The 22916-nt window shown below is 70.8% G+C and carries 22 protein-coding genes; 7 read left to right on the forward strand and 15 right to left on the reverse strand.

What is annotated here, in order from left to right; genetic code table 11:
• The first annotated feature begins 114 nt into the window (after positions 1–114).
• Complete coding sequence (locus ACRWK7_RS01980; protein WP_431854485.1) at positions 115–1278, forward strand: trans-sulfuration enzyme family protein; 1164 nt, start codon at positions 115–117, stop codon at positions 1276–1278.
• Here ACRWK7_RS01980 and ACRWK7_RS01985 read toward each other — a convergent pair.
• Complete coding sequence (locus ACRWK7_RS01985) at positions 1259–2269, reverse strand: ABC transporter substrate-binding protein (protein ID WP_431854486.1); 1011 nt, start codon at positions 2267–2269, stop codon at positions 1259–1261. The genes ACRWK7_RS01980 and ACRWK7_RS01985 overlap by 20 nt on opposite strands.
• A gap of 99 nt (positions 2270–2368) precedes the next feature.
• Between ACRWK7_RS01985 and ACRWK7_RS01990 the strand changes: the two genes are divergently transcribed.
• The 5 genes from ACRWK7_RS01990 to ACRWK7_RS02010 all read left to right on the forward strand — a co-directional run bounded on the left by ACRWK7_RS01990 (position 2369) and on the right by ACRWK7_RS02010 (position 6985).
• Positions 2369–3160, forward strand: coding sequence for an ABC transporter permease (locus ACRWK7_RS01990; protein ID WP_431854487.1), 792 nt, complete (start codon positions 2369–2371; stop codon positions 3158–3160).
• Positions 3157–4227 (forward strand): NAD-dependent epimerase/dehydratase family protein, encoded by a 1071-nt coding sequence (locus ACRWK7_RS01995; RefSeq protein ID WP_431854488.1) that lies wholly within the window; start codon positions 3157–3159, stop codon positions 4225–4227. Before ACRWK7_RS01990 ends, ACRWK7_RS01995 begins: the two co-directional genes overlap by 4 nt.
• Positions 4214–5032 (forward strand): GNAT family N-acetyltransferase, encoded by an 819-nt coding sequence (locus ACRWK7_RS02000; protein WP_431854489.1) that lies wholly within the window; start codon positions 4214–4216, stop codon positions 5030–5032. The genes ACRWK7_RS01995 and ACRWK7_RS02000 overlap by 14 nt, the downstream gene beginning before the upstream one ends.
• A gap of 130 nt (positions 5033–5162) precedes the next feature.
• Positions 5163–6224: a dihydrodipicolinate synthase family protein gene (locus ACRWK7_RS02005; protein WP_431854490.1), complete on the forward strand. Its 1062-nt coding sequence runs from the start codon at positions 5163–5165 to the stop codon at positions 6222–6224.
• Complete coding sequence (locus ACRWK7_RS02010; protein WP_431854491.1) at positions 6221–6985, forward strand: ABC transporter ATP-binding protein; 765 nt, start codon at positions 6221–6223, stop codon at positions 6983–6985. The genes ACRWK7_RS02005 and ACRWK7_RS02010 overlap by 4 nt, the downstream gene beginning before the upstream one ends.
• Before the next feature lie 27 nt (positions 6986–7012).
• Here ACRWK7_RS02010 and ACRWK7_RS02015 read toward each other — a convergent pair whose 3' ends face one another.
• From ACRWK7_RS02015 to ACRWK7_RS02055, 9 genes are all read right to left on the reverse strand, one after another.
• Positions 7013–9667, reverse strand: coding sequence for a molybdopterin-dependent oxidoreductase (locus tag ACRWK7_RS02015; protein ID WP_431854492.1), 2655 nt, complete (start codon positions 9665–9667; stop codon positions 7013–7015).
• Positions 9668–9672: 5 nt separating this feature from the next.
• Positions 9673–10011 carry a nitrite reductase small subunit NirD gene (nirD, locus tag ACRWK7_RS02020; RefSeq protein ID WP_431854493.1) on the reverse strand — a complete coding sequence of 113 codons (339 nt, stop codon included), beginning with the start codon at positions 10009–10011 and terminating at the stop codon, positions 9673–9675.
• A 5-nt stretch (positions 10012–10016) separates the two neighbouring features.
• Positions 10017–12464 carry a nitrite reductase large subunit NirB gene (gene nirB / locus ACRWK7_RS02025; protein ID WP_431854494.1) on the reverse strand — a complete coding sequence of 816 codons (2448 nt, stop codon included), beginning with the start codon at positions 12462–12464 and terminating at the stop codon, positions 10017–10019.
• A 147-nt stretch (positions 12465–12611) separates the two neighbouring features.
• Positions 12612–13406 carry an ABC transporter ATP-binding protein gene (locus ACRWK7_RS02030; protein ID WP_431854495.1) on the reverse strand — a complete coding sequence of 265 codons (795 nt, stop codon included), beginning with the start codon at positions 13404–13406 and terminating at the stop codon, positions 12612–12614.
• A 13-nt stretch (positions 13407–13419) separates the two neighbouring features.
• Entirely contained in the window at positions 13420–14280 is an 861-nt protein-coding gene (gene ntrB, locus ACRWK7_RS02035) for a nitrate ABC transporter permease (RefSeq protein WP_431854496.1), read from the reverse strand.
• A 141-nt stretch (positions 14281–14421) separates the two neighbouring features.
• Positions 14422–15738, reverse strand: coding sequence for a CmpA/NrtA family ABC transporter substrate-binding protein (locus ACRWK7_RS02040; RefSeq protein ID WP_431854497.1), 1317 nt, complete (start codon positions 15736–15738; stop codon positions 14422–14424).
• Between the two features lie 43 nt (positions 15739–15781).
• Positions 15782–17020 (reverse strand): CmpA/NrtA family ABC transporter substrate-binding protein, encoded by a 1239-nt coding sequence (locus ACRWK7_RS02045; RefSeq protein WP_431854498.1) that lies wholly within the window; start codon positions 17018–17020, stop codon positions 15782–15784.
• Positions 17021–17532: 512 nt separating this feature from the next.
• Positions 17533–18108, reverse strand: coding sequence for an ANTAR domain-containing response regulator (locus ACRWK7_RS02050; protein ID WP_431854499.1), 576 nt, complete (start codon positions 18106–18108; stop codon positions 17533–17535).
• Between the two features lie 104 nt (positions 18109–18212).
• The gene (locus ACRWK7_RS02055; RefSeq protein WP_431854500.1) at positions 18213–18425 is read right to left on the reverse strand and encodes a hypothetical protein; all 213 of its coding nucleotides are present in this window, start codon (positions 18423–18425) and stop codon (positions 18213–18215) included.
• A gap of 163 nt (positions 18426–18588) precedes the next feature.
• Here ACRWK7_RS02055 and ACRWK7_RS02060 point away from each other — a divergent pair, with 163 nt between their 5' ends.
• Positions 18589–19194: a phosphatase PAP2 family protein gene (locus tag ACRWK7_RS02060; protein ID WP_431854501.1), complete on the forward strand. Its 606-nt coding sequence runs from the start codon at positions 18589–18591 to the stop codon at positions 19192–19194.
• 6 nt (positions 19195–19200) lie between these two features.
• Here ACRWK7_RS02060 and ACRWK7_RS02065 read toward each other — a convergent pair whose 3' ends face one another.
• Genes ACRWK7_RS02065 through ACRWK7_RS02085 form a run of 5 tightly spaced genes read right to left on the reverse strand, consistent with a single transcriptional unit; the run spans position 19201 to position 22896 of the window.
• On the reverse strand, positions 19201–19662 hold the full coding sequence (locus ACRWK7_RS02065) for a PaaI family thioesterase (protein WP_431854502.1): 462 nt from the start codon (positions 19660–19662) through the stop codon (positions 19201–19203).
• Positions 19659–20381, reverse strand: coding sequence for an ABC transporter ATP-binding protein (locus ACRWK7_RS02070; RefSeq protein WP_431854503.1), 723 nt, complete (start codon positions 20379–20381; stop codon positions 19659–19661). Before ACRWK7_RS02070 ends, ACRWK7_RS02065 begins: the two co-directional genes overlap by 4 nt.
• Positions 20365–21078 (reverse strand): ABC transporter ATP-binding protein, encoded by a 714-nt coding sequence (locus tag ACRWK7_RS02075; protein ID WP_431854504.1) that lies wholly within the window; start codon positions 21076–21078, stop codon positions 20365–20367. Before ACRWK7_RS02075 ends, ACRWK7_RS02070 begins: the two co-directional genes overlap by 17 nt.
• Positions 21065–22021 (reverse strand): branched-chain amino acid ABC transporter permease, encoded by a 957-nt coding sequence (locus ACRWK7_RS02080; RefSeq protein WP_431854505.1) that lies wholly within the window; start codon positions 22019–22021, stop codon positions 21065–21067. The genes ACRWK7_RS02075 and ACRWK7_RS02080 overlap by 14 nt, the downstream gene beginning before the upstream one ends.
• Positions 22018–22896 (reverse strand): branched-chain amino acid ABC transporter permease, encoded by an 879-nt coding sequence (locus ACRWK7_RS02085; RefSeq protein WP_431854506.1) that lies wholly within the window; start codon positions 22894–22896, stop codon positions 22018–22020. The genes ACRWK7_RS02080 and ACRWK7_RS02085 overlap by 4 nt, the downstream gene beginning before the upstream one ends.
• Positions 22897–22916: the final 20 nt, after the last annotated feature.

The raw sequence follows: 22916 nt of genomic DNA on the forward strand, positions 1-22916 counted from the left end.
CCAGAAGCGCGACAGGATCGTTTTCCTTGAAACCCCACGCATGAAACAATCTCCGTTCGTGCGTTTCATCGCGTCTCACAGCGTTTCATTCCCGCCGCCGAAAGGAGCGCCCGCATGACCGCCGACACCCCCCACCGCCCCGAGACCATCGCGGCCGGCGCGCTCGGGTACGAGGACGCGGGCAGCGGCGCCATCATCCCGCCGATCCAGCCCTCCACCACCTACGTCCGCGACCCGGACAACGCCTACCGCCGCGGCCGGGTCTACGCCCGCGCCGACAACCCCACCTTCGACCCGGCGGCGCAGACCATCACCGCGCTGGAGGGCGGCGCGGACACCCTGCTGTTCGCTTCGGGCATGGCGGCGGCGACCGCGGTGTTCCAGGCGCTCGATCCCGGCGACCACGTGCTGATGCCGGAAATCATGTACTGGTCGTTCCGCAACTGGCTGCACGGCCCGGCGGCGCGCTGGGGGCTGCGCGTGCAGGGCGTGGACATGAGCGACACCGACGCCGTCCGCGCCGCCATCCGCCCCGGCGAGACCAAGATCGTCTGGGTCGAGACCCCGGCCAACCCGCTGTGGAGCGTCACCGACCTCGCCGCCGTCGCGGAGATCGCGCACGCCGCCGGCGCCCGGCTGGCGGTGGATTCCACGGTCGCCACCCCGGTGCACACCCGCCCGCTGTCGCTGGGCGCCGACATCGTCATGCACGCCGCGACCAAGTACCTGAACGGCCATTCCGACGTGGTCGCCGGCACCCTGACCGCCGCCGTGAAGGACGAGTTCTGGTCGCGCGTCAAGGCGGTGCAGACGCAGCAGGGCGGCATCCTCGGCAGCTTCGAGGCGTGGCTGCTGCAGCGCGGCCTGCGCACCCTGTTCGCCCGCGTGCGCTGGCAGAGCGCCGCCGCCCTCGATCTCGCCGAGCGCCTGTCCGCCCATCCCGCGGTCGCGGCGGTGCTCTACCCCGGCCTGCCCGGCTTCCCCGGCCACGGCGTGGCGGCGAAGCAGATGCAGGGCGGTTTCGGCGGCATGCTGTCGATCCGGGTCAAGGCCGGCACCGAGGCGGCCATCGCCACCGCCGCCAACGTGCGGATCTGGCGCCGCGCAACCTCGCTGGGCGGGGTCGAGAGCCTGATCGAGCACCGCTCCAGCGTCGAGGGGCCGACCTCCCCCATCCCCGGCGACCTGCTGCGCCTGTCGGTGGGGCTGGAGGCGGTGGACGACCTCTACGACGACCTGGACGCCGCGCTGCGCGCCGCTACTGCGCCGGCATCTTGATGGACGGGTCGAGGAACCGGTTGGTGTAGGCCGTCCCGACGTCGAACGGCTGCTCCAGCCCGAAATAGGTCTTCACCATCTCGAAGTCCGCCTTCATGCGGGCCGCGTCGAACATGCCGAGCCCGGCGGAGGTGGTGGTCGGGTCGCGCATCAATTCCTTGATGCGGTTCCACTGGTCGCGCTGATTCGGCTCGTCGAGGCCGGAGACGCTGGCCAGCAGCGCCTTCAGGCACGGCGCGACGTCCTGGACGCAGGCCGCGAACGCCTTCTGGCTGATCTCGGTGAAGGCCTTCACCAGCTCCGGCTTCTTCGCCAGGACGTCGCCGTTGACGATGATGGCGTTGCCGTAGGGGTTGATGCCGATGCTGCGCCAGGGCAGGAAGCCCAGATCGTCGCCGAACTCGCGGACCTTCAGGTCGTGCTCGTTGTAGAAGTCGGAGGTGATGTCGATCGCCTTGCTCTTCAGCGACGGCACCTTGGCCTGCGGGCTGACGTTGACGAAGCTGACCGAATTCGGGTCGATGCCCGCCTGCTTGGCGAAGGCCGGCCACATCACCCGCGAGGCGTCGCCCGGCGGGTTGCCGATCTTGCGGCCCGGGAAGTCCTTCGGCCCGGTGATCCCCGAACTCTTCAGCCAGTAGAACCCCTGCGGCGAGTTGGCGTACACCGCCATCACCGCCACGAGGTTGGCGCCCTTGCCCTTGGCCAGCAGCGCGGTGGCCATGTCGGCGATGCCCATGTCCGAGGTGCCGGCCCCCACCCGCTGCGCCGACACGCCGGAGCCCTTGCCGCTCTCGATGGTCAGCTCGATGCCGGCCTGCTCGTACCAGCCCTGCTCCTTGGCGTAGTAGTAGGGGGAGTGGTCGGCGGTCGGCACCCAGTTCAGCACCAGATTGATCCTGTCCTTGGCCGCCGCGACGCCCGGCGCCAGCAGCGCCGCCGCGACCGCCACGCCGGCAAGGCCCCGGCCCACGGTGTTCCGCCCCGCCATGCTCCGCTCCCCGATTGTTCGTTGGTGTTCAAAAAAGCTTAGCCACGAACCCCGGTCGGATCAATAATCGGCACCAGGACGACCGATACCGACGCGTGCATGACCTCAGGCATCGACACTCCCGGACAGGGCAACGCCCAGGCGCACCGCCGCTGGCTGGTCATCGCCGGCGTGCACGTCGGGGCGCTGCTGCTCTGGCACGCGCTGGTCACCGCCTTCCAGGTCCCGGCCTTCGTGCTGCCGGCGCCCGCCGCCGTGCTGGCGACCCTGGCCAAGGCCAACTACGCCTGGGGCACCAACACGCTGGTGACCGCCACCGAGATCGTGGGCGGCTACACCCTCGCCGTGGTGCTCGGCGTGCTGATGGCGCTGCTGTTCTCGTGGTCGCGCTGGCTGATGCTGCTGGTCTTCCCGCTGCTGGTGACGCTGAACATGATCCCCAAGGTGGCGCTGGGGCCGCTGGTGATCGTCTGGTTCAGCTACGGCATCGGCACCAACGTGCTGATCACCTTCAGCCTGTGCTTCTTCCCGATCCTGCTGACCACCGTCCGCGGCCTGCGCGAGGTGGAGCCGGACCTGCTCGACCTCGTCCGGTCGCTCAAGGGCTCGCGCTGGCAGGCGTTCCGCTACATCCAGCTGCCGGGCGCCCTGCCCTACATCTTCTCCGGCATGAAGGTCGCCGCCATCCTCGCCGTCGCCGGCGCGGTGGTGGGGGAGTTCATCGCCTCCGACCGTGGCCTCGCCTACCTGATGATCCAGGTCCAGGCCTCGCTCGACACGCCGGCCATGTTCATGGCGGTGATCCTGCTGACGCTCCTCGGCATCGCCCTCTATCTGGCGGTGCTGCTGCTGGAGCACCGGCTCGTTCCCAAGGACGCGAGGATGACATGAGCCTGCCGCACGCCCCCTGGGATGGCGGTCCGTGGCTGGATGACGCCCCCCTGCCCGACCGCTTCGACGGCCCCGAGGAGCTGGACGCCTTCCTGGCCCGGCCGAGCCGCGCGCTGGCCGCCGACCTCGCGGCCATCGACGGCGACATCCTGGTGCTCGGCGTCGGCGGCAAGATGGGGCCGACGCTGGCCCGCCTCGCCCGCAACGCCGCGCCCGACCGGCGCGTCATCGGCGTCGCCCGCTTCTCCGAGCCCGGCCTGCGCGAGACGCTGGAGGCGCACGGGGTCGAGACCATCGGATGCGACCTGCTCGACCGCGCGGCGGTGGAGGCGCTGCCGCGCGTCCGAAACGTGGTCTTCATGGCCGGGCGCAAGTTCGGCGCGCAGGGCAATCAGGCGCTGACCTGGGCGATGAACGTCCACGTCCCGGCCATGGTGGCGGAGACGTTCCACGAGTCCCGCATCGTCGCCTTCTCGACCGGCTGCGTGTACCCGTTCGTCCCGGTCGCCGGCCCCGGCCCGACCGAGGAGCATCCGCTCGACCCGCCCGGCGAGTACGCCAACTCCTGCATCGGGCGCGAGCGGATCTTCGAACACTTCTCGCAGGTCCACAGCACGCCCGGCCGGCTGTTCCGGCTGAACTACGCCATCGACCTGCGCTACGGCGTGCTGTTCGACGTGGCCTCCAAGGTGCGCGACGGGCTGCCGGTGGACGTCACCATGGGGCACGTCAACGTCATCTGGCAGGGCGACGCCAACGCCCAGGCGCTGCGCTGCCTGCGCCACGCCACCGCGCCGACCACCCCGCTCAACGTCACCGGGCCGGAGGTCGTCCCGGTGCGCTGGCTGGCCCGGCAGTTCGGCGAACGCCTCGGCCGGACGCCGCAGATCACCGGCGCCGAGGCGCCGACCGCGTGGCTGAACAACGCCGCCCAGGCGGCGAAGCTGTTCGGCTACCCCGTGGTGCCGCTGGCGCGCATGATCGACTGGGTGGCCGACTGGGTGGCGCGCGGGCAGCCCGGCCTCGGCAAGCCGACCCACTTCGAGGTTCGGGATGGCGCCTACTGAGCTGGACGCCGCGCTGCTGCCCGGCTGCCTCGTCCTGTCGGCGGAGGCCGGGTGGAACCAGACGGCGGAGGACTGGTCGGTCTTCTTCGCCCGCGGCACCGTCTTCGGCGTGGTCGAGGACGGCCGGCCGGTGGCGACCGGCGCGGTGCTGCCGTTCGACGGCGGCTTCGGCTGGATCAGCATGGTGTTGGTCACGCCGGCCCGACGCGGCCGCCGGCTCGGCACGCGCATCCTGGAAACCTGCCTGGAGGAGCTGTCGCGCCTCGGCCGCGTCCCGGTGCTCGACGCCACCCCGGCCGGCGAGCGGGTCTACCGGCCGCTCGGCTTCCGGCCGCAGTTCGGCCTGACGCGCTGGCAGGGACCGGGCGGAGGCGGCGTGCCCGCGGGTGTGCGGGCGATGGCCGCGCACGACCTGACCGGAGCGATCGCCGCCGATGCGCACGCCTTCGGGGCGGAGCGCGCGCCGCTGCTCGGCGGCTTTCTCGGCCGCGCGCCGGAGCACGCCTTCGCGCTGAAGAACGGTGCTGGCTTCGTGCTCGCCCGACCCGGCCGCGTCGCCGTGCAGGTCGGCCCGCTGGCGGCGGAGCGCGAGGACGCCGCGCGGCTTCTGCTGGAGGCGGCGGTGGGCAGCGCACGTGGACCGGTGTTCCTCGACCTCGCCGACCGCTGGGAGTCGCTGGCAGCGTGGCTTGAGGAGAGGGGATTCGCGCGCCAACGGCCGTTTCTGCGCATGGCGCGCGGCCGGGAGGCGCCGTTCGGCGATCCGTCACGGCTGTTCGTCGCCGCGGGACCGGAATTCGGGTGAGTGTCGCAGGCCCCCTCCCCATCCCTCCCCCGCGTTGCGGTGGAGGGGGCAGAGCGGCGGAGTTCCCTCTCCCGCGCAAGCGGGGGAGGGCTAGGGAGGGGGCCTCTTGCCTCAAGGAGCTAAGGAGCACATGGGCCTGCATCGATCCGACCTCCCCGCCGCCGTCCGCGAGACGCTCGCGCGCGGCGCCGTGATCCCGGCCCACCCGCTGGCGCTCGACGCCGGGCGGCGCTTCGACCGGCGTCACCAGCGGGCGCTGACCCGCTATTACGTGGACGCCGGCGCCGGCGGTCTCGCGGTCGGGGTGCACACGACGCAGTTCGAGATCCGGCAGGCCGGCCTCTACGAGACGGTGCTCGGCGCCGCCATGGAGGATGCGCGCTCCTGGACCGACCGCCCCCTGGTGATGATCGCCGGCGTCGTCGGCCGCACCGAACAAGCCATCCAGGAAGCGCGCACCGCCGTCGCCCTGGGCTACCACGCGGGCCTGCTCAGCCTCGCCGCGATGAAAGGCGCCTCCCCCGACGAGACCGTCGCGCACTGCCGCCGCGTGGCGGAGGAGATCCCGCTGGTCGGCTTCTACCTCCAGCCGGCGGTCGGCGGCCTGCCGCTGGACGCGGAGTTCTGGCGGCGCTTCTGCGAGATCGACAACGTGGTCGCCGTGAAGGTCGCCCCCTTCCACCGCTACCGCACGCTCGACGTGGTGCGCGGCCTCGTCGCGGCGCGGGCGGAGGAGCGGATCACCCTCTACACCGGCAACGACGACCACATCGTGCTCGACCTCGTCACCCCGTTCACCGCACGGCGCGACGGGCAGCCGGTGACCGTGCGCTTCAGGGGCGGGCTGCTCGGCCACTGGTCGGTGTGGACGCGGGGCGCCGTGCGCCTGCTGGAGACGCTGCACGCCGCCGTGGCGGCCGGACCGGTCCCGCCGGAGATCCTGGCGCTGGACAGCCGGGTGACCGACTGCAACGCCGCCTTCTTCGACGTGGCGAACGACTTCCACGGCTGCATCGCCGGCTGCCACGAGGTGCTGCGCCGCCAGGGCCTCCTTCAAGGCACCTGGTGCCTCAACCCGGCCGAGGGCCTGAGCCCCGGCCAAACGGACGAGATCGACCGCGTCTGCCGCGAGCACGCCGACCTCGCCGACGACGCCTTCGTCGCCGCGAACCTGGGCCGCTGGCTGGCATGAGCGAGCCGCTGATCCGCCTGCGCAACGTGCGCAAGGTCTATCGAACGGGCGGGCGCGAGTTCGTGGCGGTCTCCGACGTCACCATGGACGTGGCGGAGGGCGACCTCGTCTCGCTGGTCGGGCCGTCGGGCTGCGGCAAGACGACGGTGCTGAAGATCCTCGCCGGCCTGCACGCCGCCGACGACGGCGAGGTGCGCATCGGCAACGCCGCCTCCGCCTTCGTGCCCGGCCGCGACGTCGGCATGGTGTTCCAGCAGGCGCTGCTGCTGAAGTGGCGCACCATCCTGCAGAACGTCACGCTGCCGGCCGAGATCCTGCACATCCCCCGCCGCGAGGCGGAGGCGCGGGCGCGCGACCTGCTGGGCATGGTCGGGCTGCGCGGCTTCGAGGACAAGTACCCCTACGAGCTGTCCGGCGGCATGCAGCAGCGTGCGGCCATCGCCCGCGCCCTGGTGCACGACCCGAAGCTGATCCTGATGGACGAACCGTTCGGCGCCCTCGACGCGCTGACTCGGGAGAAGATGAACCTGGAGATGCTGCGGATCTGGGAGCAGAGCCGCAAGACCATCATCTTCGTCACGCACTCGATCCAGGAGGCGGTGTTCCTGGGATCGAAGTGCGCGGTGCTGACCTCCGGCCCGGCCCGCATGGCCGACGTGTTCGCCATCGACCTGCCGTTCCCGCGCACCCTCGACCTGAAGACCACGGAGGGGTTCGGGCAGCACGTCAAGCGGATCTACCGCCTGCTCGGCATGGACTGAAAGGGCCCAGCCGCGAAGCGGTCACGGTCACGCGGCGACGTCATGCCGGGCATCGGCGATCAGCTCCTTGATTTCCGGGACGCAGCTGCCGCAGCCGGTGCCGGCCTTCAGCGCCGCGCCGATCTCCTGCACGGTGGTCAGGCCGGCCTCGACCGCGGTGCGCACGCGCGCCTCGGCGACGTTCCAGCAGGCGCACAGCACGCGCCCGCACCCGGTGGCGCCGGACGGCGCCTGACCGCTGAGCAGCCACGGCCGCTCCTCGGCCGGGACGGACGGCTCGGCGAAGCGGGCAACCAGCCAGTCGCACGGCCGCTGCGGGCCGTCGGTGCCGAGGAACAGGACGGCCTCCAGCCGGTCGCCGTCGAGCCGCGCCCAGCGGTGCACGCCGCGCCCGCCGTCGTGCAGGTCCAGCCGCGCTTCGCCGCCGAGCAGGCGTGCGGCCCAGCCCTCCAGGTCGGCCGGCCATGCGTCGCCGGCCAGCAGCGTCACGCGGCAGCCGTCGCGCACCGTGCCGACCCACCAGTCGGCATCCGGCACCACATCGGCGCGGCCGACCAGGAAGCCGGTCCAGGCCGGCGCCCAGCGGCGGACGGACACCGGGCCGTGCTTCAACTCCGGCTGGCCGGACACCGGGTCGGTGGCGGCCGGGAGCAGCGGGCCGACGCCGCCTTCCGAGGCGAAGCGGCGGCTCCAGTGGATCGGCGCGAACAGGGTGCCGGGAGCCTGGTCCCCGGTGACGCGCACGCGCAGCACCGCGCGGCCGGGCGGCCCCGCGACGATGGCGAGGTCGCCGTCCGTCAGGTCCTGCTCCGCCGCGTCGTCGGGATGGATGGCGACGAACGGCTCGTCGGTGTGCGAGGCCAGCCGCGGCACCATGCCGGTGCGCGTCATGGTGTGCCACTGGTCGCGCAGGCGCCCGGTGTTGAGGATGAAGGGATGCTCGACCGAGACGACGTGCGCCGGCCGCTTCACCCGCACCGGCACCAGCCGGGCGCGGCCGTCCGGGGTGACGAACGTCCCGTCGGCGAACAGGCGCGCCGTCCCGCCAATTTCTCCATTTAGGGCGCGCACCGGCCACTGCACCGGCTCCAGCGCGTCGTAGGCGGCGTCCGTCAGCCCCGCCAGCGGGCCGAGATCGAAGGCGCGGGTGCCATGGTTCTCGAAGGCGGAGAGCGCGGCGTGCTCGCGGAAGATGTCGGCGGACGACCTCCAGGCGAACGCCTCGCCCCAGCCCAGCCGGCGGCCGACCTGCGCCACCTGCCACCAGTCGGGCATGGCCGCCCCCGGCGAGGGGCGCAGCGCCCGCTGGCGTGAGATTCGGCGTTCGGAGTTGGTGACGGTGCCGTCCTTCTCGCCCCAGGCCGAGGCCGGCAGCAGCACGTGGGCGTGCGCCGTGGTGTCGGTGGCGCGCACCGCGTCGGAAACGACGACGAACGGGCACGCGGCGAGGGCGGCGCGCACCGCGTCGGCGTCGGGCAGGCTGACCGCCGGGTTGGTCGCCATGATCCACAGCGCCTTGATGCGGCCCTCGGCGACCGCCTGGAACAGATCGACCGCCTTCAGGCCGGGCTTGGCCGCCATCGCCGGCGCGTTCCAGAAGCGCCCCACCCGCTCCACGTCGGCCGGGTCGTCGAAGCCCATGTGCGCGGCCAGCTGGTTGGCGAGGCCGCCGACCTCGCGCCCGCCCATGGCGTTGGGCTGGCCGGTCAGCGAGAACGGCCCCATGCCCGGCTTGCCGATGCGGCCGCTGGCGAGGTGCACGTTGAGGATGGCGTTGACCTTGTCGGTGCCCTGGCTGGACTGGTTGACGCCCTGCGAGAACAGGGTGACGGTGCGCTCGGTGGCGGCGAACCAGCGGAAGAAGCGGGCCACGTCGGTGGCGCGCAGCCCGCAGCCGGCGGCCACCGCGTCGAGGTCCGGCGCGTCGCGCTCGGCCGCCGCCAGGGCGTCGGCGAAGCCCTTGGTGTACGCGGAGAGGAACTCGCCGTCGATGGCGCCGCTGCGCACGAGGTGCGCCAGCAGGCCGTTGAACAGCAGCACGTCGCTGCCCGGCCGCAGGGCCAGGTGCAGGTCGGCGGAATCGCAGGTCGCGGTGCGGCGCGGGTCGATGACGACGATGCGCGCGCCGCGGGCGCGCGCCGCCTCCAGCCGGCGGTGCAGGATCGGGTGGCACCACGCGGCGTTGGAGCCGACCAGCACCGCGAGGTCGCAGGTGTCGAGATCCTCGTAGCAGCCGGGCACCACATCGGCGCCGAAGGCGCGCTTGTGGCCGGCCACCGTGGAGGCCATGCACAGGCGCGAGTTGGTGTCGACGTTGGCCGAGCCGACGAAGCCCTTCATCAGCTTGTTGACCGCGTAGTAGTCCTCGGTCAGCAGCTGGCCGGAGATGTAGAAGGCGACGGAGTCCGGCCCGTGCCGCTCGATGGCCGCGCGGAAGCCCGCCGCCACGGTGTCCAGCGCGGTGTCCCAGTCCACCGCCCGCCCGTTCACCTCCGGCGTCAGCAGGCGCCCGTGCAGGCCCAGCGTCTCGCCGAGCGCCATGCCCTTGGAGCACAACCGGCCGCGGTTGGCGGGGTGGTCGGGGTCGCCCCGCACCGCGACGGTGCCGTCCGCGCCGGCCTCGGCCAGCACGCCGCAGCCGACGCCGCAATAGGGGCAGGTGGTGCGCACGGGCTCTGCCAACGGCGTCACTCCCCTTCCAGCGGACGGGCCAGTTCGATCACCCCGGCGACGACGCGCACGGGGACGGTGCGCGCCTGGCAGGCGTCCGGTCCGACCGACGTGCCGTCGGTCAGGTCGAAGACCATGCCGTGCAGCGGACAGGTCACCTTGCGGTCGTGCACGATGCCGTTGGACAGCGGGCCGTTGCCGTGCGGGCAGCGGTCGCGCAGGGCGTAGACCTCGTCGGCGCCGGTGCGGAAGACGGCGATGTCGCCGCCCGGCGCCTTGACGACGCGGGCACCCCGGCGGGGGATGTCGGTGACGCGGCCGACGGCGACCCAGGACTGCGGAAGCATGGCGTTCATCGGTGTCACTCCGCGGCGAGAGGGACGAGGGTGGCGAGCGGCGCGAACTCGTGGTTGTCCACGGCGCCCGAGGCGCGCTCGGCCCAGGGGTCGATCTGCTCGAACTTCTGGCTGTACAGGAAGCGCTGGTGCAGGGCCTCGCGCACCTCCACGTCCTCCATGCGGGCGCGGACGTAGTCGATGCCGACGCGCTCGATCCACGGCGCGGTGCGCTCCAGGTAGCGCGCCTCCTCGCGGTAGAGCTGCAGGAAGGCGCCGCAGACCTCCAGCACCTCCTCCTCGGTCTCGACCTTCATCAAGAGGTCGGTAGCGCGCACGTGCAGGCCGCCGTTGCCGCCGACGTGCAGCTCAAAACCGCTGTCCACCGCGACGATTCCGAAGTCCTTGATGGTCGCCTCGGCGCAGTTCCGTGGGCAGCCGGACACCGCCATCTTGAACTTGTGCGGCGTCCAGGTGCCCCAGGTCATCTTCTCCAGCTTGACGCCCATGGACATGGAGGCCTGCGTGCCGAAGCGGCACCACTCCGAGCCCACACAGGTCTTCACCGTGCGCAGGCCCTTGGCGTAGGCGTGGCCCGACACCATGCCGGCCTTGTTGAGGTCGGACCACACCGCCGGCAGGTCCTCCTTCTTCACGCCCAGCAGGTCGATGCGCTGGCCGCCGGTGACCTTGACGGTGGGGATCTGGAACCGCTCCACCACGTCGGCGATGGCGCGCAGCTCCGCCGCGTTGGTCAGGCCGCCCCACATGCGCGGCACGACCGAGTAGGTGCCGTCCTTCTGGATGTTGGCGTGGACGCGCTCGTTGATGAAGCGGGACTGGTTGTCGTCCTTGTACTCGCCCGGCCACGCGCACATCAGGTAGTAGTTCAGCGCCGGCCGGCACGAGGCGCAGCCCTCGGCGGTCGTCCACTCCAGCGCCTGCATGACGGCGGGGATCGACTTCAGCTTGTCGATGACGATCAGCCGGCGCACGTCGTCGTGGGCGAGGTGCGTGCACTTGCACATGGGCTTGGGACCCGTCTGCGCCTGGTAGCCGTCGCCCAGCGTGCAGGCCAGCAGCTTCTCCACCAGCCCGGTGCAGCCGCCGCAGGAGGCCGACGCCTTGGTGTGGGTGCGGATGTCCTCGACCGAGCAGCAGCCCTTGTCGCGGATGGCGGCGACCACCGTGCCCTTGTTGACGCCGTTGCAGCCGCAGATCTCCGCCGTGTCAGGCAGCGCGGCGACGGCCGCGAAAGGGTCCTGCGCCTGCGCGCGCGCCCCCTGGCCGAAGATCAGCGTGTCACGCAAGGAGGCGATGTCCTCGGCGTCCCTGAGGAGCTGGAAGTACCAGGGGCCATCCTTGGTGTCGCCGTACAAGACCGTGCCGACGATCCGGTTGTCGCGCAGCACGATGCGCTTGTAGACACCGCGCGCGCCGTCGCGGAACACGATATCCTCGGTGCCGGCGTCGCCGAAGGTGCCGGCCGAGTACAGCTCGACCCCCGTCACCTTGAGGCGCGTCGCCGAGACGGTGCCGGTGTAGGCGCTGTTCGCCACGCCCGCCAGATGGTCGGCGCACACCTTCGCCATGTCCCACAGCGGCGCCACGAGGCCGTAGGTCTGGCCGCGGTGCTCGACGCACTCGCCGACCGCCAGGATGTCGGGGTCGGAGGTGACCATGCGGTCGTCCACCACGATGCCGCGGTTGACCTCCAGACCCGCCAGTTGGCCCAGCGCGGTGTTCGGCCGGATGCCCACCGCCATGACCACGAGGTCGGCGTCCAGCTCGCGCCCGTCGGCGAGCTTGACCGTCTCCACCTTGCCGTCGCCGAGGATCGCCTCGGTCTGCGCCTTGGTGATGATTTTGATGCCGCGCCCCTCCAGCTCCGCCTGCAGCAGCCAGCCGGCCGCCTCGTCGAGCTGGCGCTCCATGATCGTGCCCATGAGGTGGAGGACGGTGACCTCCATGCCGTTCCGCGCGAGGCCGTTGGCGGCCTCCAGGCCGAGCAGGCCGCCGCCGATCACCACCGCGTGGGTGCCGGTCTTCGCCGCGGCGACCATGGCCTCGACATCGGAGAGATCGCGGAAGCCGATGACGCCGGGCAGGTCCTTGCCGGGGATCGGCAGCACCACCGGGTTGGAGCCGATGGCGAGCAGCAGCTTATCGTACGGGACGATTTTTCCGCCAACCGAGGTGACGGTCTTCGCCGCGCGGTCGATGCTCTCGATGCGGTCGCCGGTGTGCAGCGTAATGCCGTTGGCCTCGTACCACGCGCGGTCGTTGAGGATGATCTGCTCGAACGACTTCTCCCCGGCCAGCACCGGCGAGAGCATGATGCGGTTGTAGTTCGGGTGCGGCTCGGCGCCGAACACCGTGATGTCGTAGCGGCCGGGGGTGCGGAGCAGCAGCTCCTCCACCGTGCGGATGCCGGCCATGCCGTTGCCGATGACGACGAGACGTTCTTTGGTCATGCTTCGGGCCTCTGGGGCGAAGGGGTATCGCTATGCGGCCGTATTGCCCCCACCCTGACCCTCCCCCGCTTTGCAGGGGAGGGAACTCCGCCGCTCTGCCCCCTCCCCTGCGAAGCGGGGGAGGGATGGGGTGGGGGCAAATGCCGACTACGCGGCTTCGACGTGGCGGTGGCGCTCGTAGAGGAAGCGCAGCACCTCGCCGCGGCAGTGCACGTAGGTCGGGTCCTCGGCCAGCTCGAGCCGGCGGCGCGGGCGCTTCAGCGGCACGTCGAGCACCTGGCCGATGGTGGCGGCCGGGCCGTTGGTCATCATCACGATGCGGTCGGAGAGCAGCACCGCCTCGTCCACGTCGTGGGTGATCATGATCACCGTGTTGCCCAGCGTGGTCTGGATCTCCATCAGGCTGTCCTGCAGGTGCGCACGGGTCAGCGCGTCGAGGGCGCCGAACGGCTCGTCCATCAGCAACACCTTCGGCTCCATGGCCAGCGCGCGGGCGATGCCGACGCGCTGCTTCATGCCGCCGGAGATCTCCTCCGGGTACTTGCTTATGGCGTGGTCCATGTGGACCAGCGACAGGTTGCGCAGCGTCCACTCGTGCCGCTCGGCCTTGCTCTTGCTGCGGCCGAACACCTTGTCCACGCCGAGGCGGACGTTGTCGTAGACGGTCAGCCAGGGCAGCAGCGAATGGTTCTGGAACACCACCGCGCGGTCGGGGCCGGGGCTGTCCACCTCGCGGTTCTCCAGCAGCACGCCGCCGGTCGTGCAGCGCAGCAGACCGGCCACGATGTTCAGCACCGTGGACTTGCCGCAGCCGGAGTGGCCGATGATGGAGATGAACTCGCCGCGGTCGATCTTCAGGCCCACGTCCTTGAGCACCACCGACTTGGTGTTGCCGCGGGTGAACTCCATGCCGACGTTCTCGAGGGAGAGGTAGGCGTGCATCGGCTGGTCCTCCTTACGAACGGGCCTTGGGGCCGGAAATGCGGCCTGCGATGAAGCCGATGAGGCGGTCGAGCAGGAAGCCGACGACGCCGACGTAGACCAGGGCGAGGATGATCTCGCTCATCAGCGAGCTGTTCCACGCGTCCCAGATGAAGAAGCCGATGCCGACGCCGCCGATCAGCATCTCGGCCGCGACGATGGCCAGCCAGGACAGGCCGATGCCGATCTTCAGGCCGGTGAACATGTAGGGCACGGTGGCCGGCAGCATGATCTTGAAGAAGTACTCGGGCCCGGAGAGGCGGATGACGCGCGCGACGTTGCGGTAGTCCTGCGGGATCTGCCGGATGCCGACGGCGGTGTTGAGGATGATCGGCCACACCGCGGTGATGAAGATCACGAAGATGGCCGAGGGGTCGGCGTTGCGGAAGGCGGCCAGCGAGATCGGCAGCCACGCCAGCGGCGGCACCGTGCGCAGCACCTGAAAGATCGGGTCGAGCCCGCGGTAGGCGAGGCTCGACTGGCCGATCAGCACGCCCAGCAGCACGCCGGCGACGGCGGCCAGCGAAAAGCCGACGGCGACGCGCTTCAGCGACGCGGCGAGGTGCCAGAACAGGCCCTTGTCGGTGCCGCCATGGTCGAAGAACGGGTTGGAGATCAGCTCCCAGGTGTCGGTCACCACCTTGGAGGGTGCCGGCAGCGAGGCCCCGGCGCCCATGCACAGCAGCTGCCAGACGCCGACGAGGATGGCCAGCGCCACCAGCGGCGGCAGCGTGTTGGCGACCGCGTCGCGTGCCCAAGCGACGGTGGCGGGGATCAGGTTGGCGAAACGCGCGGACGGCGCGGCGGTGCGGTGGGTTTCGGTGAGGGCCGTCATGGGGGCTCCTGTAGCGATCGGTGCGGGTGGGAAGTTCTGGCGCTGGGCCCCCACCCAACCCTCCCCCACTTCGCGGGGGAGGGCTTGACTCCTCCCCCCGCGCAGTGGGGGAGGCTGGGAGGGGGGCCCAGCGCGGAGACGTCACACGCGCCGGATGTCGAGGCTGGCGAGGTAGGTGGTCGGGTTCTCCGGGTCGAAGACCTTGCCGTCGAAGAAGGTCTCGGGCCCGCGCGAGGTCGAGGTCGGGACCTGCGCGTCGGCCACGCCCAGCGTCTTGGCGGCGGCGCGCCAGAGGTCCTCGCGGTTGACCGCGTCCACCGTCTTCCGGATGTCGAGGTCGGCCGGCTGGTAGCCCCAGCGGACGTTCTCGGTGAGGAACCAGGCGTCGTGGCTCTTGAAGGGGTAGGAGGCGAAGTCGCTCCAGTACTTCATGATGTGCGGGCTGTCCTTCACCACCCGGCCGGTGCCGTAGTCGATGGTGCCCTGCGAGCGGGTCAGGATGTCCTCCACCGGCACCTTGAACCACTCACGCTTGGCGAGGATCTGGCACATTTCGGCCTTGTTCTCGGCCTTGTCGCACCACATCGCGGCTTCCTGCACCGCCATCACCACCGCTTTGGCGGCGTTGGGGTTCCTGTCCACCCAGTCGGCGCGCATGCCCAGCGCCTTCTCCGGGTGGTTGGCCCACAGCTCGCCGGTGGTCAGCGCGGTGAAGCCGATGTTCTGGTGGACCAGCTGGGCGTTCCACGGCTCGCCAACGCAGAAGGCCTCCATGGTGTCGACCTTCATGTTGGCGACCATCTGCGGCGGCGGCACGACGATGGTGGAGACGTCCTTGTCCGGGTCGATGCCGTTGGACGCGAGCCAGTAGCGGATCCACAGGTCGTGGGTGCCGCCGGGGAAGGTCATGGCGCACTTGACCTCCTTGCCGGCCTTCCGCATGTCGGCGAAGGCGGCCTTGAGCGTCCTGGCATCGGTGGTGACGCCCGCCGCCTTGTAGCGGTTGGAGACCGAGATGCACTGACCGTTGGTGTTGAGCCGGGCCAGAATGTACATCGGCACTTTCTGGCTGTTCTTGGTCACCTTGCCGGTGCTGATCAGGTAGGGCATCGGCGTCAGGATGTGCGCGCCGTCGATGCCGCCGTTGGCCGAGCCCAGCTCGATGTTGTCGCGGGTGGTGCCCCAGGACGCCTGCTTCTGCACGTCGGCGTCCTTCAGGCCGTGCTTGGCGAAGAAGCCCTTCTCCTTGGCGACGATCAGCGGCGCGGAATCGGTCAGCGCGATGAAGCCGAAGACCGCCTTGCTGGTCTCGGGCGCGTCGGCGCCGGCGGCCCAGACGCCCGAAGGGAACGCGGCGCGCGCGGCGGCGAGGGTCGCGGCGGTCCCGGCCAGCAGGCTGCGGCGGGTGAGCGCGGGGAGAACGGGGGCAGACTTGATATCGCTCTTGGTCTCGCTCATGGGGGGCTCATCCATTCCAGGGAGGGGGCTGGCTCTTTTGGGATCAGGCGGGCACGAAGGAGCGGCTCGGCACGCCGCCGAGGGGATCGGCCGGGTCGAAGCGGCGGCCTTCGAAGAAGCGGTCGGCGCCCATGGCGATGGGCGAGGTGGCGTCGGTCAGCGTCCAGGGGCCGGCGTGCGCGCCCTCAGGCTTGCCGTCGGTCAGCGGCACCGGCTCGCCCAGTTCGGCCGCGGCGGCGCGATGGAGGTCGGCGCGGTAGACCGACGCGGCGATCCCGGCAAGGTCGGCGCCGGCCGGCAGCTGCCCCCAGCGCACCATCTGCGCCAGGAACCACAGCGCGTGCGAGCGCCACGGGAAGGTGGCGGCGTAGCGGTGGAAGACGATGAAGTCCGGCAGCGGCCGCGCCGGGGCGCCGGGCGCCTCCTGCACGCTGCCGGTGAGCGAGGCGCGCAGCACCGCCTCCGGCACGCCGACGACGCGGGACAGCGTGGCCGCCGTCTCCTCGCGGTTGGCCGGCACGTCGAGCCAGCGCGCCGTCTCGATCAGCGCGCGGATCAGCGCGCGGTGGGCGTTCGGGTTGGCGGCGGCCCAGGCGGCGGTGACGCCCAGCACCTTCTCCGGGCTGTTGTTCCACAGCTCGTAGCCGGTGACGACGATGCGGCCGATGCCCTCGTGCACCGCCTGGGTGTTCCACGGCTCGCCGACGCAGTAGCCGTCGATCTCGCCGGCCTTCAGGCTGCCGACCATGTGCGGCGGCGGGACGACCACCAGCTGCACGTCGCGGTCCGGGTCGATGCCCGCCGCCGCCAGCCAGGTGCGCAGCTGGTAGGCGTGGCTGGACACCGCCAGCACGACGCCGAAGGTCAGCTTCGGCCGGCCGGCCTCGCGGCGGGCGGCGATCACCGGCTTCAGCGCGCGGGCGTCGGCGGGGCGCCGCGCCACGGCGGCCGGATCGGCCGCCTCCATCTGGCGGAACAGCGTCTCCGACACCGTGATGGCGTTGCCGTTCAGGCCGAGCGCCACGCCGGTCAGCATCGGCACGTTGACCCGCCCCACCCCGCCGGTGGCGGCCAGCGGCATGCCGGCCGGCATCTGCGCGCCGTCGAGCAGGCCGACCGCCACCTTGTCGCGGATGTTGGCCCAGGACGCCTCGCGGGACAGCGTGACCGACAGGCCGTGCCTGGCGAAGAAGCCCTTGTCGAGCGCCATGACCAGCGGCGCGCAGTCCGTCAGCGGCACGAAGCCCAGCGTCACCCGGTTCAGCTCCAGTGATCCCGTCATACCGACCTTCCGCACAAATTCGAGGCAAACAAAAAGGCGCCCAAACGGTGAGCAGCGCAGGAGGCCGCTTACCATTCGGACGCCGTTGTCCCGGTGCCGGGCCGCCCTTGGCCCGGACTTGTGTCTCTCGAAGGGCTTCGCGCCGTCGTTGGCGCTTCACCCGAGGTGCGCCCCGACGTCGTTGCCGGAGCCAGCAAGACCGGTTTAGCAAAGGGTGTGCCAGTTGCGTTGCGACGCACAAAGACCAGCGCTTTCAATCAGTTGATTGATTGACCGACTGTCACGCTCATGTTTTCAGGGCAGCGACTCTGCCCCATGATGCGGCATGCGTGACGATGTTTTAAGCAAAGCACTTGAGAGATTATTTTTTAGGCATGTGGCGTGCTTGTGCCGGGCCCCCACCCTGCCCCTCCCCCACGTCGCGGGGGAGGGGACTCCGCCGCGCTGCCCCTTCCCCCGCGAAGTGGGGGAAGGATGGGATGGGGGCCCGGCGCAGGCACGCCACCAGCCACTTATCGCTTCAGCAGATCGGCCATCGCGATCACCGTCTCGGCGATCTCCGCCAGGCGCTTGTTCTGGTCCATGGCCAGCTTGCGCAGGTAGCGGTAGGCCTCGTCCTCGCTCAAGCCCCGGTGGGTCATCAGCAGGCCCTTGGCGCGGTCCACCTGCTTGCGGTCGGACAGCGCCGTGCGCGACTTCTCCAGTTCCTCGTTGAGCTGGCGGAAGCGGTGGAAGTGGCCGAGCACCGTCTCCATGACCGAACGCACCAGCTTCGGGCTCAAGCCGTCCACCGCGTAGACGCTCACCCCCGCCTGGACGCCCTGGGCCATCAGCGCGCGGTCCTCCTCGCCGACGAACATGGCGATCGGCCGCGGGTTCTCGCGGTTGATCTGCATGAGGTCTTCGAGATAGTCGCGGTACGGGCAGTCGAGGTCGACGACGATGAGGTCGGGCGTGGTGCGCGCGATGGCGGCGCGCAGGTCGGCGGCCAGCCCGATCTGCGCGGCGATCTCGGCCCCCATCTGGCACAGGCTGTCCCGCACCACCGCCGCACGGTCGGGATCGTCGTCGACCAGGAGAACTCGCACGAAAACACGCCTCGTCTTGCCGGCAGGGCGCAGCCCCTATACGGCCGACCTCCAGCAAGAACGATACCAAAGCGGGGTGCTCGGGAACTCCGAGCGTGCGCGCATCACGCGGCGTGGCTGCAGGCGGAGCAGTCCGCCACCGCGGCGGTGGGGGTGATGAAGCGGGTGACGAACTCCACCGCCTCCTCGTCGGAGGCCGCGGCGTTCGTGCGCTGATAGAGGCGCGCGGCGGCGCTCACGGCCATCTCGTGCCCGTGCTTCCGCAAATTCTGCTGGTAGGCGCGGATCAGGAAGCAGCCTTCGACGCCGGCACACATGGCGACCTCCCCACGGGAATCCTCTGTTGGATGTGTGTGCATAGTAATTTCGTCAGATGCCTCCAACAAGAGCATAATGCCCATACCTTGGGCTGAGAGCCGCGACATAAGGCGCGGCTCTTTGTCGCTTGCCGGGAAGCCGGCCCCGCACCCATAAAGGAGGATGGATCCCGCCCTCCTGACCGTGGTCACCGATCTCGGCGACAGCGCGCTGATGCTGCCGCTGGCGCTGGTGCTCGCGATGGTGCTGTGGTCGCAGCAGTCGGCCACGGCGGCGCTCATCTGGCTGGGCACGCTGGTGCCGGGTTTGGCGATCCTGGCGGCGCTCAAGCTGCTCGGCTACGCGTGCGAGGCGGCGCTGACCGGCCCCTCCCTGGTCAGCCCCAGCGGCCACGCCGCCTTCGCCACCATGGTCTACGGCTCCGCCGGGATCATCCTGGCGCGGCATCTCCAGGGCATCGGGCGCTGGCTGGCCCTGGCGGTGCCGGCCACGGTCGTCGCCGGCGTGGCGGCGACGCGGATCCTGCTCAATTCCCACACGGCGCCGGAAGTGGCGGTCGGCCTGCTCGTCGGCGTCGTCACGCTTGCGGTGTTCGCCCGCCGGTACCGCACGCTGCCGCCCATCGCCGTGCGGTCGCACCGGGCCGGCGCGCTGCTGGCCGCCGCGGTGCTGCTGGTGGTCACGCTGCACGGCGAGCGGCTGCAGGCCGAGGAGGTCATCCGCAGCATCGCCGCCGGACTGCGCGCCCAGGCCGGCATCTGCCGCTGACGCGGCTCAGCCGCCGTGCAGCTCGACGCCCTCCGGGTGCTCGCTGCCGGTGCGGTACTTGAACATGCCCTCGGCGGCGGCCAGCACCGCGCCGGTCTCGCGCAGGCGCACCTCGCCGGTGCACGACACGATCTTGCGCCCGCCGCCGCGCAGCCGCCCGCTCGCCACCAGCGTGCCGTGCCGCGCCTGACCGAGGAAGCTGGTGGACAGCGACAGCGTCACCACCCGCCGCACCCGCCCGGGAAACGGGCAGAAGGTCGCCGAGAAGCCCATGGAGGTGTCGAGCATCGTCGTCAGCACGCCGCCGTGCACCACCCCGGCGCGGTTCAGGTGACGGCGCTCGATGCGCAGTTCCATCTCCGCCATCCCCTCCTCCCAGCGCACGAGGCGGTAGCCCAGCAGCTCCTGGAAGCCGGACAGCGGCTCGCCGTCGAGCAGGTGGTCGTGCGGCAGCTCCGGCCCGCTCATTCCGCGGCCTCGTGGGCGAAGTACAGCGCGTGCAGGCGCTCCAGGTCGACGCGCTCGCCGCGTTCGGACAGCGCGACGCGGCCGGACTGCATCAGGTAGACCTGATCGGCGATCTTCAGCGCGCGGTTCGTGTTCTGCTCGACCAGCACGATGGTCAACCCCTCCTCCTTGAGCCGCACCAGGATGCGGAAGATCTCATCGACGACGACCGGCGCCAAGCCCAGCGACGGCTCGTCGATCAGGCAGAGGCGCGGCTGCTCCATCAGCCCGCGCCCCATGGCGAGCATCTGCGCCTCGCCGCCCGACAGCGTGCCGGCCAGCTGGCCGCGCCGCTCCTTCAGGCGCGGGAACAGGTCGAAGACCATCGCCAGGTTGGCCTTCCAGCCCTTCCGGCACGTCCGCGGGAAGGCGCCCATCATCAAATTGTCCTCCACCGACATGTCGGGGAAGATCATGCGGCCCTCGGGGATCATCACCAGCCCGTCGGCGACGCTGTCCCAGGTGCGGCGGTTGCGGATGCTGGCGCCGTCCAGGCGCACGTCGCCGCCCTGCACCGGCACCAGCCCCATCAGCGCGCGCAGCAGCGTCGTCTTGCCGGCGCCGTTCGGGCCGACGATCACCGTCGTCTCCCCCGCCGCGACGGTCAGCGACACCTCCCACAGCACGTTGATGGCGCCGTAGCCGGCGCGCACGCGATCCACTTCAAGCAGCGGCTTCACCGGTGTAGCTCCTGATGACTTCGGCGTCGCGGAAGACCGTCTCGGGCGTGCCGTCGGCGATCAGCTCGCCGAAGTTCAGCACCACCACGCGCGGGCACAGCGTCGAGATGGTCGGGATATCGTGCTCGATGACGATCATGGCGAGGTTGAAGCGGTCGCGCACCTCGCCCAGCGTCTGCATGAAGGCGCGCTTGCCGGCGGTCTCCAGCCCGGCCAGCACCTCGTCGAGCAGCAGCAGCGCCGGGTCGGTGGCGAGCGCCTTGCCGACCTCCAGCGCCTTGTGCTCGGTCAGCGCCAGCTCGGTGACCGCGTCGCGGTCGGCCTTGTGGGCCAGCTTCAGCAGGTCGAGGATCTCGTCGATGCGCCGGGGATCGGCCTTTCCGGCGCCGAAGCGCTGGGCGACGATCAGGTTCTCGCGCACCGTGCAGTGGTGCAGCGGGCGGGGAATCTGGAAGCTGCGGCCGATGCCGAGGCGGGCGCGCTTCCACTCCGGCTCCCTCAGCAGCGGCTTGCCGCGGAACGACAGCGAACCGGACACCGGGTGCACCACGCCGGAGATGACGTTGAACAGCGTCGTCTTGCCCGCCCCGTTCGGGCCGACGAGGCCGACCGTTTCGCCCTCCCCCACCTGCAGCGTGACGCCGCGCAGCGCGGTGACGCCGCCGAAGCTGACCTGCACCTGATCAAGCGTGAGCATGCGCGCGCCCTCCCTTGCGGCGGCGGAGCAGGACGGGCACGAGGCCGCCGGGGCTCCACAGCACCATGCCGGCCATCAGCGCCCCCAGCACCAGCTGGTGGCCGTGCGGCAGCACCTCCTTGAACAGCAGTTGGTCGAACAGGTAGATGACCAGCGCCCCCAGCACCGGCCCCCACACCGTGCGGTAGCCGCCGAAGATCGCCGCGGCGATGGGAAGCACCGTCCAGGAACCGGAAAACGCGTAGTCCGGCTCCAGGAAGTTGATGAAGTGCGCGTTGAAGGCGCCGACCACGCCGGTGATGAAGGCGGAGACCACCAGCATGACGGCCTTCAGGTGCGTGCTCGGCACGCCGATGACGCGGGTCGCCAGCTCGCTGTCGTGCATGGCCTTCAGCGCCAACCCCCAGGTGGAGCGGCGGATCGCGTCGTAGGCGAGCGCCGCCAGGATCACGATGGTGACGATGACGAAGTAGCCGCCGAGCTTCGTACCGAAGTCGATGCCGGCCACGCTGGGGAAGCGCGGGATCGACAGCAGGCCGCCGGCGCCGCCGGTCACCCCCTCCATCTGCACCGCCAGGATCTGGAAGATGTGCGCGTAGGCGAGGATGGCGAGCGCGAAGTACGGCCCCTTGAGGCGCAGCGCCGGCATGGTGGCGACGGACGCCACCGCCGCGCCGACGCCGCCCATCAGCAGCCCGGCGAACACCGGCACGCCCGCCTTCATGGTGAGCACCGCCGAGACGTAGGAGCCCACCCCGAAGAACGCCGCGTGCCCGAAGCTGACCATGCCGCCCAGGTTGCCGAGCAGCGCCCACGCCACCGCGATCCCGGCGATGGTCAGCGCCGCGACGATGAGGCCGAGCAGGTAGCCGTTCGACTGGAACGCCAGCGGCACCACCAGATAGGCGGCGACCAGCACCGGCACGAGGACGCGCGGGGTCATCGGGGGAGCGCCTTCTTGCCGCCGAACAGGCCCGAGGGGGCGACGAACAGCACGACCAGGAACAGTACCATGCCGGCCAGCTCCTGCAGCGAGGCGGCGGCGAAGGTGACGGTGAAGGATTCGATGACGCCGATCATGATGGCGCCAACCAGCACGCCGGGGATCGAGCCCATGCCGGCCAGCACGGTGATGATGAAGGCCTTCACCGTCATCACGTGGCCGAGCGCGGGATAGATCGTCTTGCCGGTGTAGATGGCGATCCCGGCGAAGGTGGACAGCGCGCCGGCCACCAGGAAGGACAGCACCTCGGTGCGGCGCGGATCGACGCCCATCAGCTTGGCGGCGTTGCGGTTGGAGGACAGCGCCCGCACCGCGCGGCCCTGCCAGGACCGGCTGAGCCACAGGTGCACGGCGGCCATCAGCGCCAGGCCGGCGACGAAGAACACCACCTCCGAGCGCATGGCGAACAGCGTGTCCGCCAGGATGAAGCTGTCGAGCATCCAGGCGTTGGTGGTGGAGTGGATGTCCGCCGCCCAGGTCATCAGGATCAGGTTGGTCAGGATGACGCCCAGCCCGAAGGTGAGGATGAGGGAGTTCATCTCCCGGTCCTGCTCGATGCGCGCGAGCAGCGCGTAGACGATGGCGGCGCTGGCGCACACCACCACCAGGGCGAAGGGAATGCACAGAACCGGGTTCAGCCCGTACCGGGACTCGCCCGCGTAGGCGATGTAGGCGGCGAGCAGCACCAGCTCGCCGTGCGCGAGGTTGATGACGCGCATGGTGCCGAACACCAGCGCCAGCCCCACCGCCACGGTGGCGTAGTAGCCGCCGGCCAGCAGGCCGGAGAACAGTGCCTGGAGTGTGAGTTCGAGCATTCAGCCTCCCTCCCTCTCCC

This window comes from Azospirillum sp. (assembly GCF_050789165.1).

Excerpts from the sequence above, each read along its gene's own strand:
- ACRWK7_RS02040 (WP_431854497.1), bottom strand. The coding sequence starts at position 15,738 with ATGAGCGAGACCAAGAGCGATATCAAGTCTGCCCCCGTTCTCCCCGCG.
- ACRWK7_RS02000 (WP_431854489.1), top strand. The coding sequence starts at position 4,214 with ATGGCGCCTACTGAGCTGGACGCCGCGCTGCTGCCCGGCTGCCTCGTC.
- ACRWK7_RS02075 (WP_431854504.1), bottom strand. The coding sequence starts at position 21,078 with ATGCTCACGCTTGATCAGGTGCAGGTCAGCTTCGGCGGCGTCACCGCG.
- ACRWK7_RS01990 (WP_431854487.1), top strand. The coding sequence starts at position 2,369 with ATGACCTCAGGCATCGACACTCCCGGACAGGGCAACGCCCAGGCGCAC.
- ACRWK7_RS02010 (WP_431854491.1), top strand. The coding sequence starts at position 6,221 with ATGAGCGAGCCGCTGATCCGCCTGCGCAACGTGCGCAAGGTCTATCGA.
- ACRWK7_RS02060 (WP_431854501.1), top strand. The coding sequence starts at position 18,589 with ATGGATCCCGCCCTCCTGACCGTGGTCACCGATCTCGGCGACAGCGCG.
- ACRWK7_RS02045 (WP_431854498.1), bottom strand. The coding sequence starts at position 17,020 with ATGACGGGATCACTGGAGCTGAACCGGGTGACGCTGGGCTTCGTGCCG.
- nirD (WP_431854493.1), bottom strand. The coding sequence starts at position 10,011 with ATGAACGCCATGCTTCCGCAGTCCTGGGTCGCCGTCGGCCGCGTCACC.
- ntrB (WP_431854496.1), bottom strand. The coding sequence starts at position 14,280 with ATGACGGCCCTCACCGAAACCCACCGCACCGCCGCGCCGTCCGCGCGT.
- ACRWK7_RS01985 (WP_431854486.1), bottom strand. The coding sequence starts at position 2,269 with ATGGCGGGGCGGAACACCGTGGGCCGGGGCCTTGCCGGCGTGGCGGTC.
- ACRWK7_RS02080 (WP_431854505.1), bottom strand. The coding sequence starts at position 22,021 with ATGACCCCGCGCGTCCTCGTGCCGGTGCTGGTCGCCGCCTATCTGGTG.
- nirB (WP_431854494.1), bottom strand. The coding sequence starts at position 12,464 with ATGACCAAAGAACGTCTCGTCGTCATCGGCAACGGCATGGCCGGCATC.
- ACRWK7_RS01980 (WP_431854485.1), top strand. The coding sequence starts at position 115 with ATGACCGCCGACACCCCCCACCGCCCCGAGACCATCGCGGCCGGCGCG.
- ACRWK7_RS02085 (WP_431854506.1), bottom strand. The coding sequence starts at position 22,896 with ATGCTCGAACTCACACTCCAGGCACTGTTCTCCGGCCTGCTGGCCGGC.
- ACRWK7_RS01995 (WP_431854488.1), top strand. The coding sequence starts at position 3,157 with ATGAGCCTGCCGCACGCCCCCTGGGATGGCGGTCCGTGGCTGGATGAC.
- ACRWK7_RS02005 (WP_431854490.1), top strand. The coding sequence starts at position 5,163 with ATGGGCCTGCATCGATCCGACCTCCCCGCCGCCGTCCGCGAGACGCTC.
- ACRWK7_RS02055 (WP_431854500.1), bottom strand. The coding sequence starts at position 18,425 with ATGTGTGCCGGCGTCGAAGGCTGCTTCCTGATCCGCGCCTACCAGCAG.
- ACRWK7_RS02030 (WP_431854495.1), bottom strand. The coding sequence starts at position 13,406 with ATGCACGCCTACCTCTCCCTCGAGAACGTCGGCATGGAGTTCACCCGC.
- ACRWK7_RS02065 (WP_431854502.1), bottom strand. The coding sequence starts at position 19,662 with ATGAGCGGGCCGGAGCTGCCGCACGACCACCTGCTCGACGGCGAGCCG.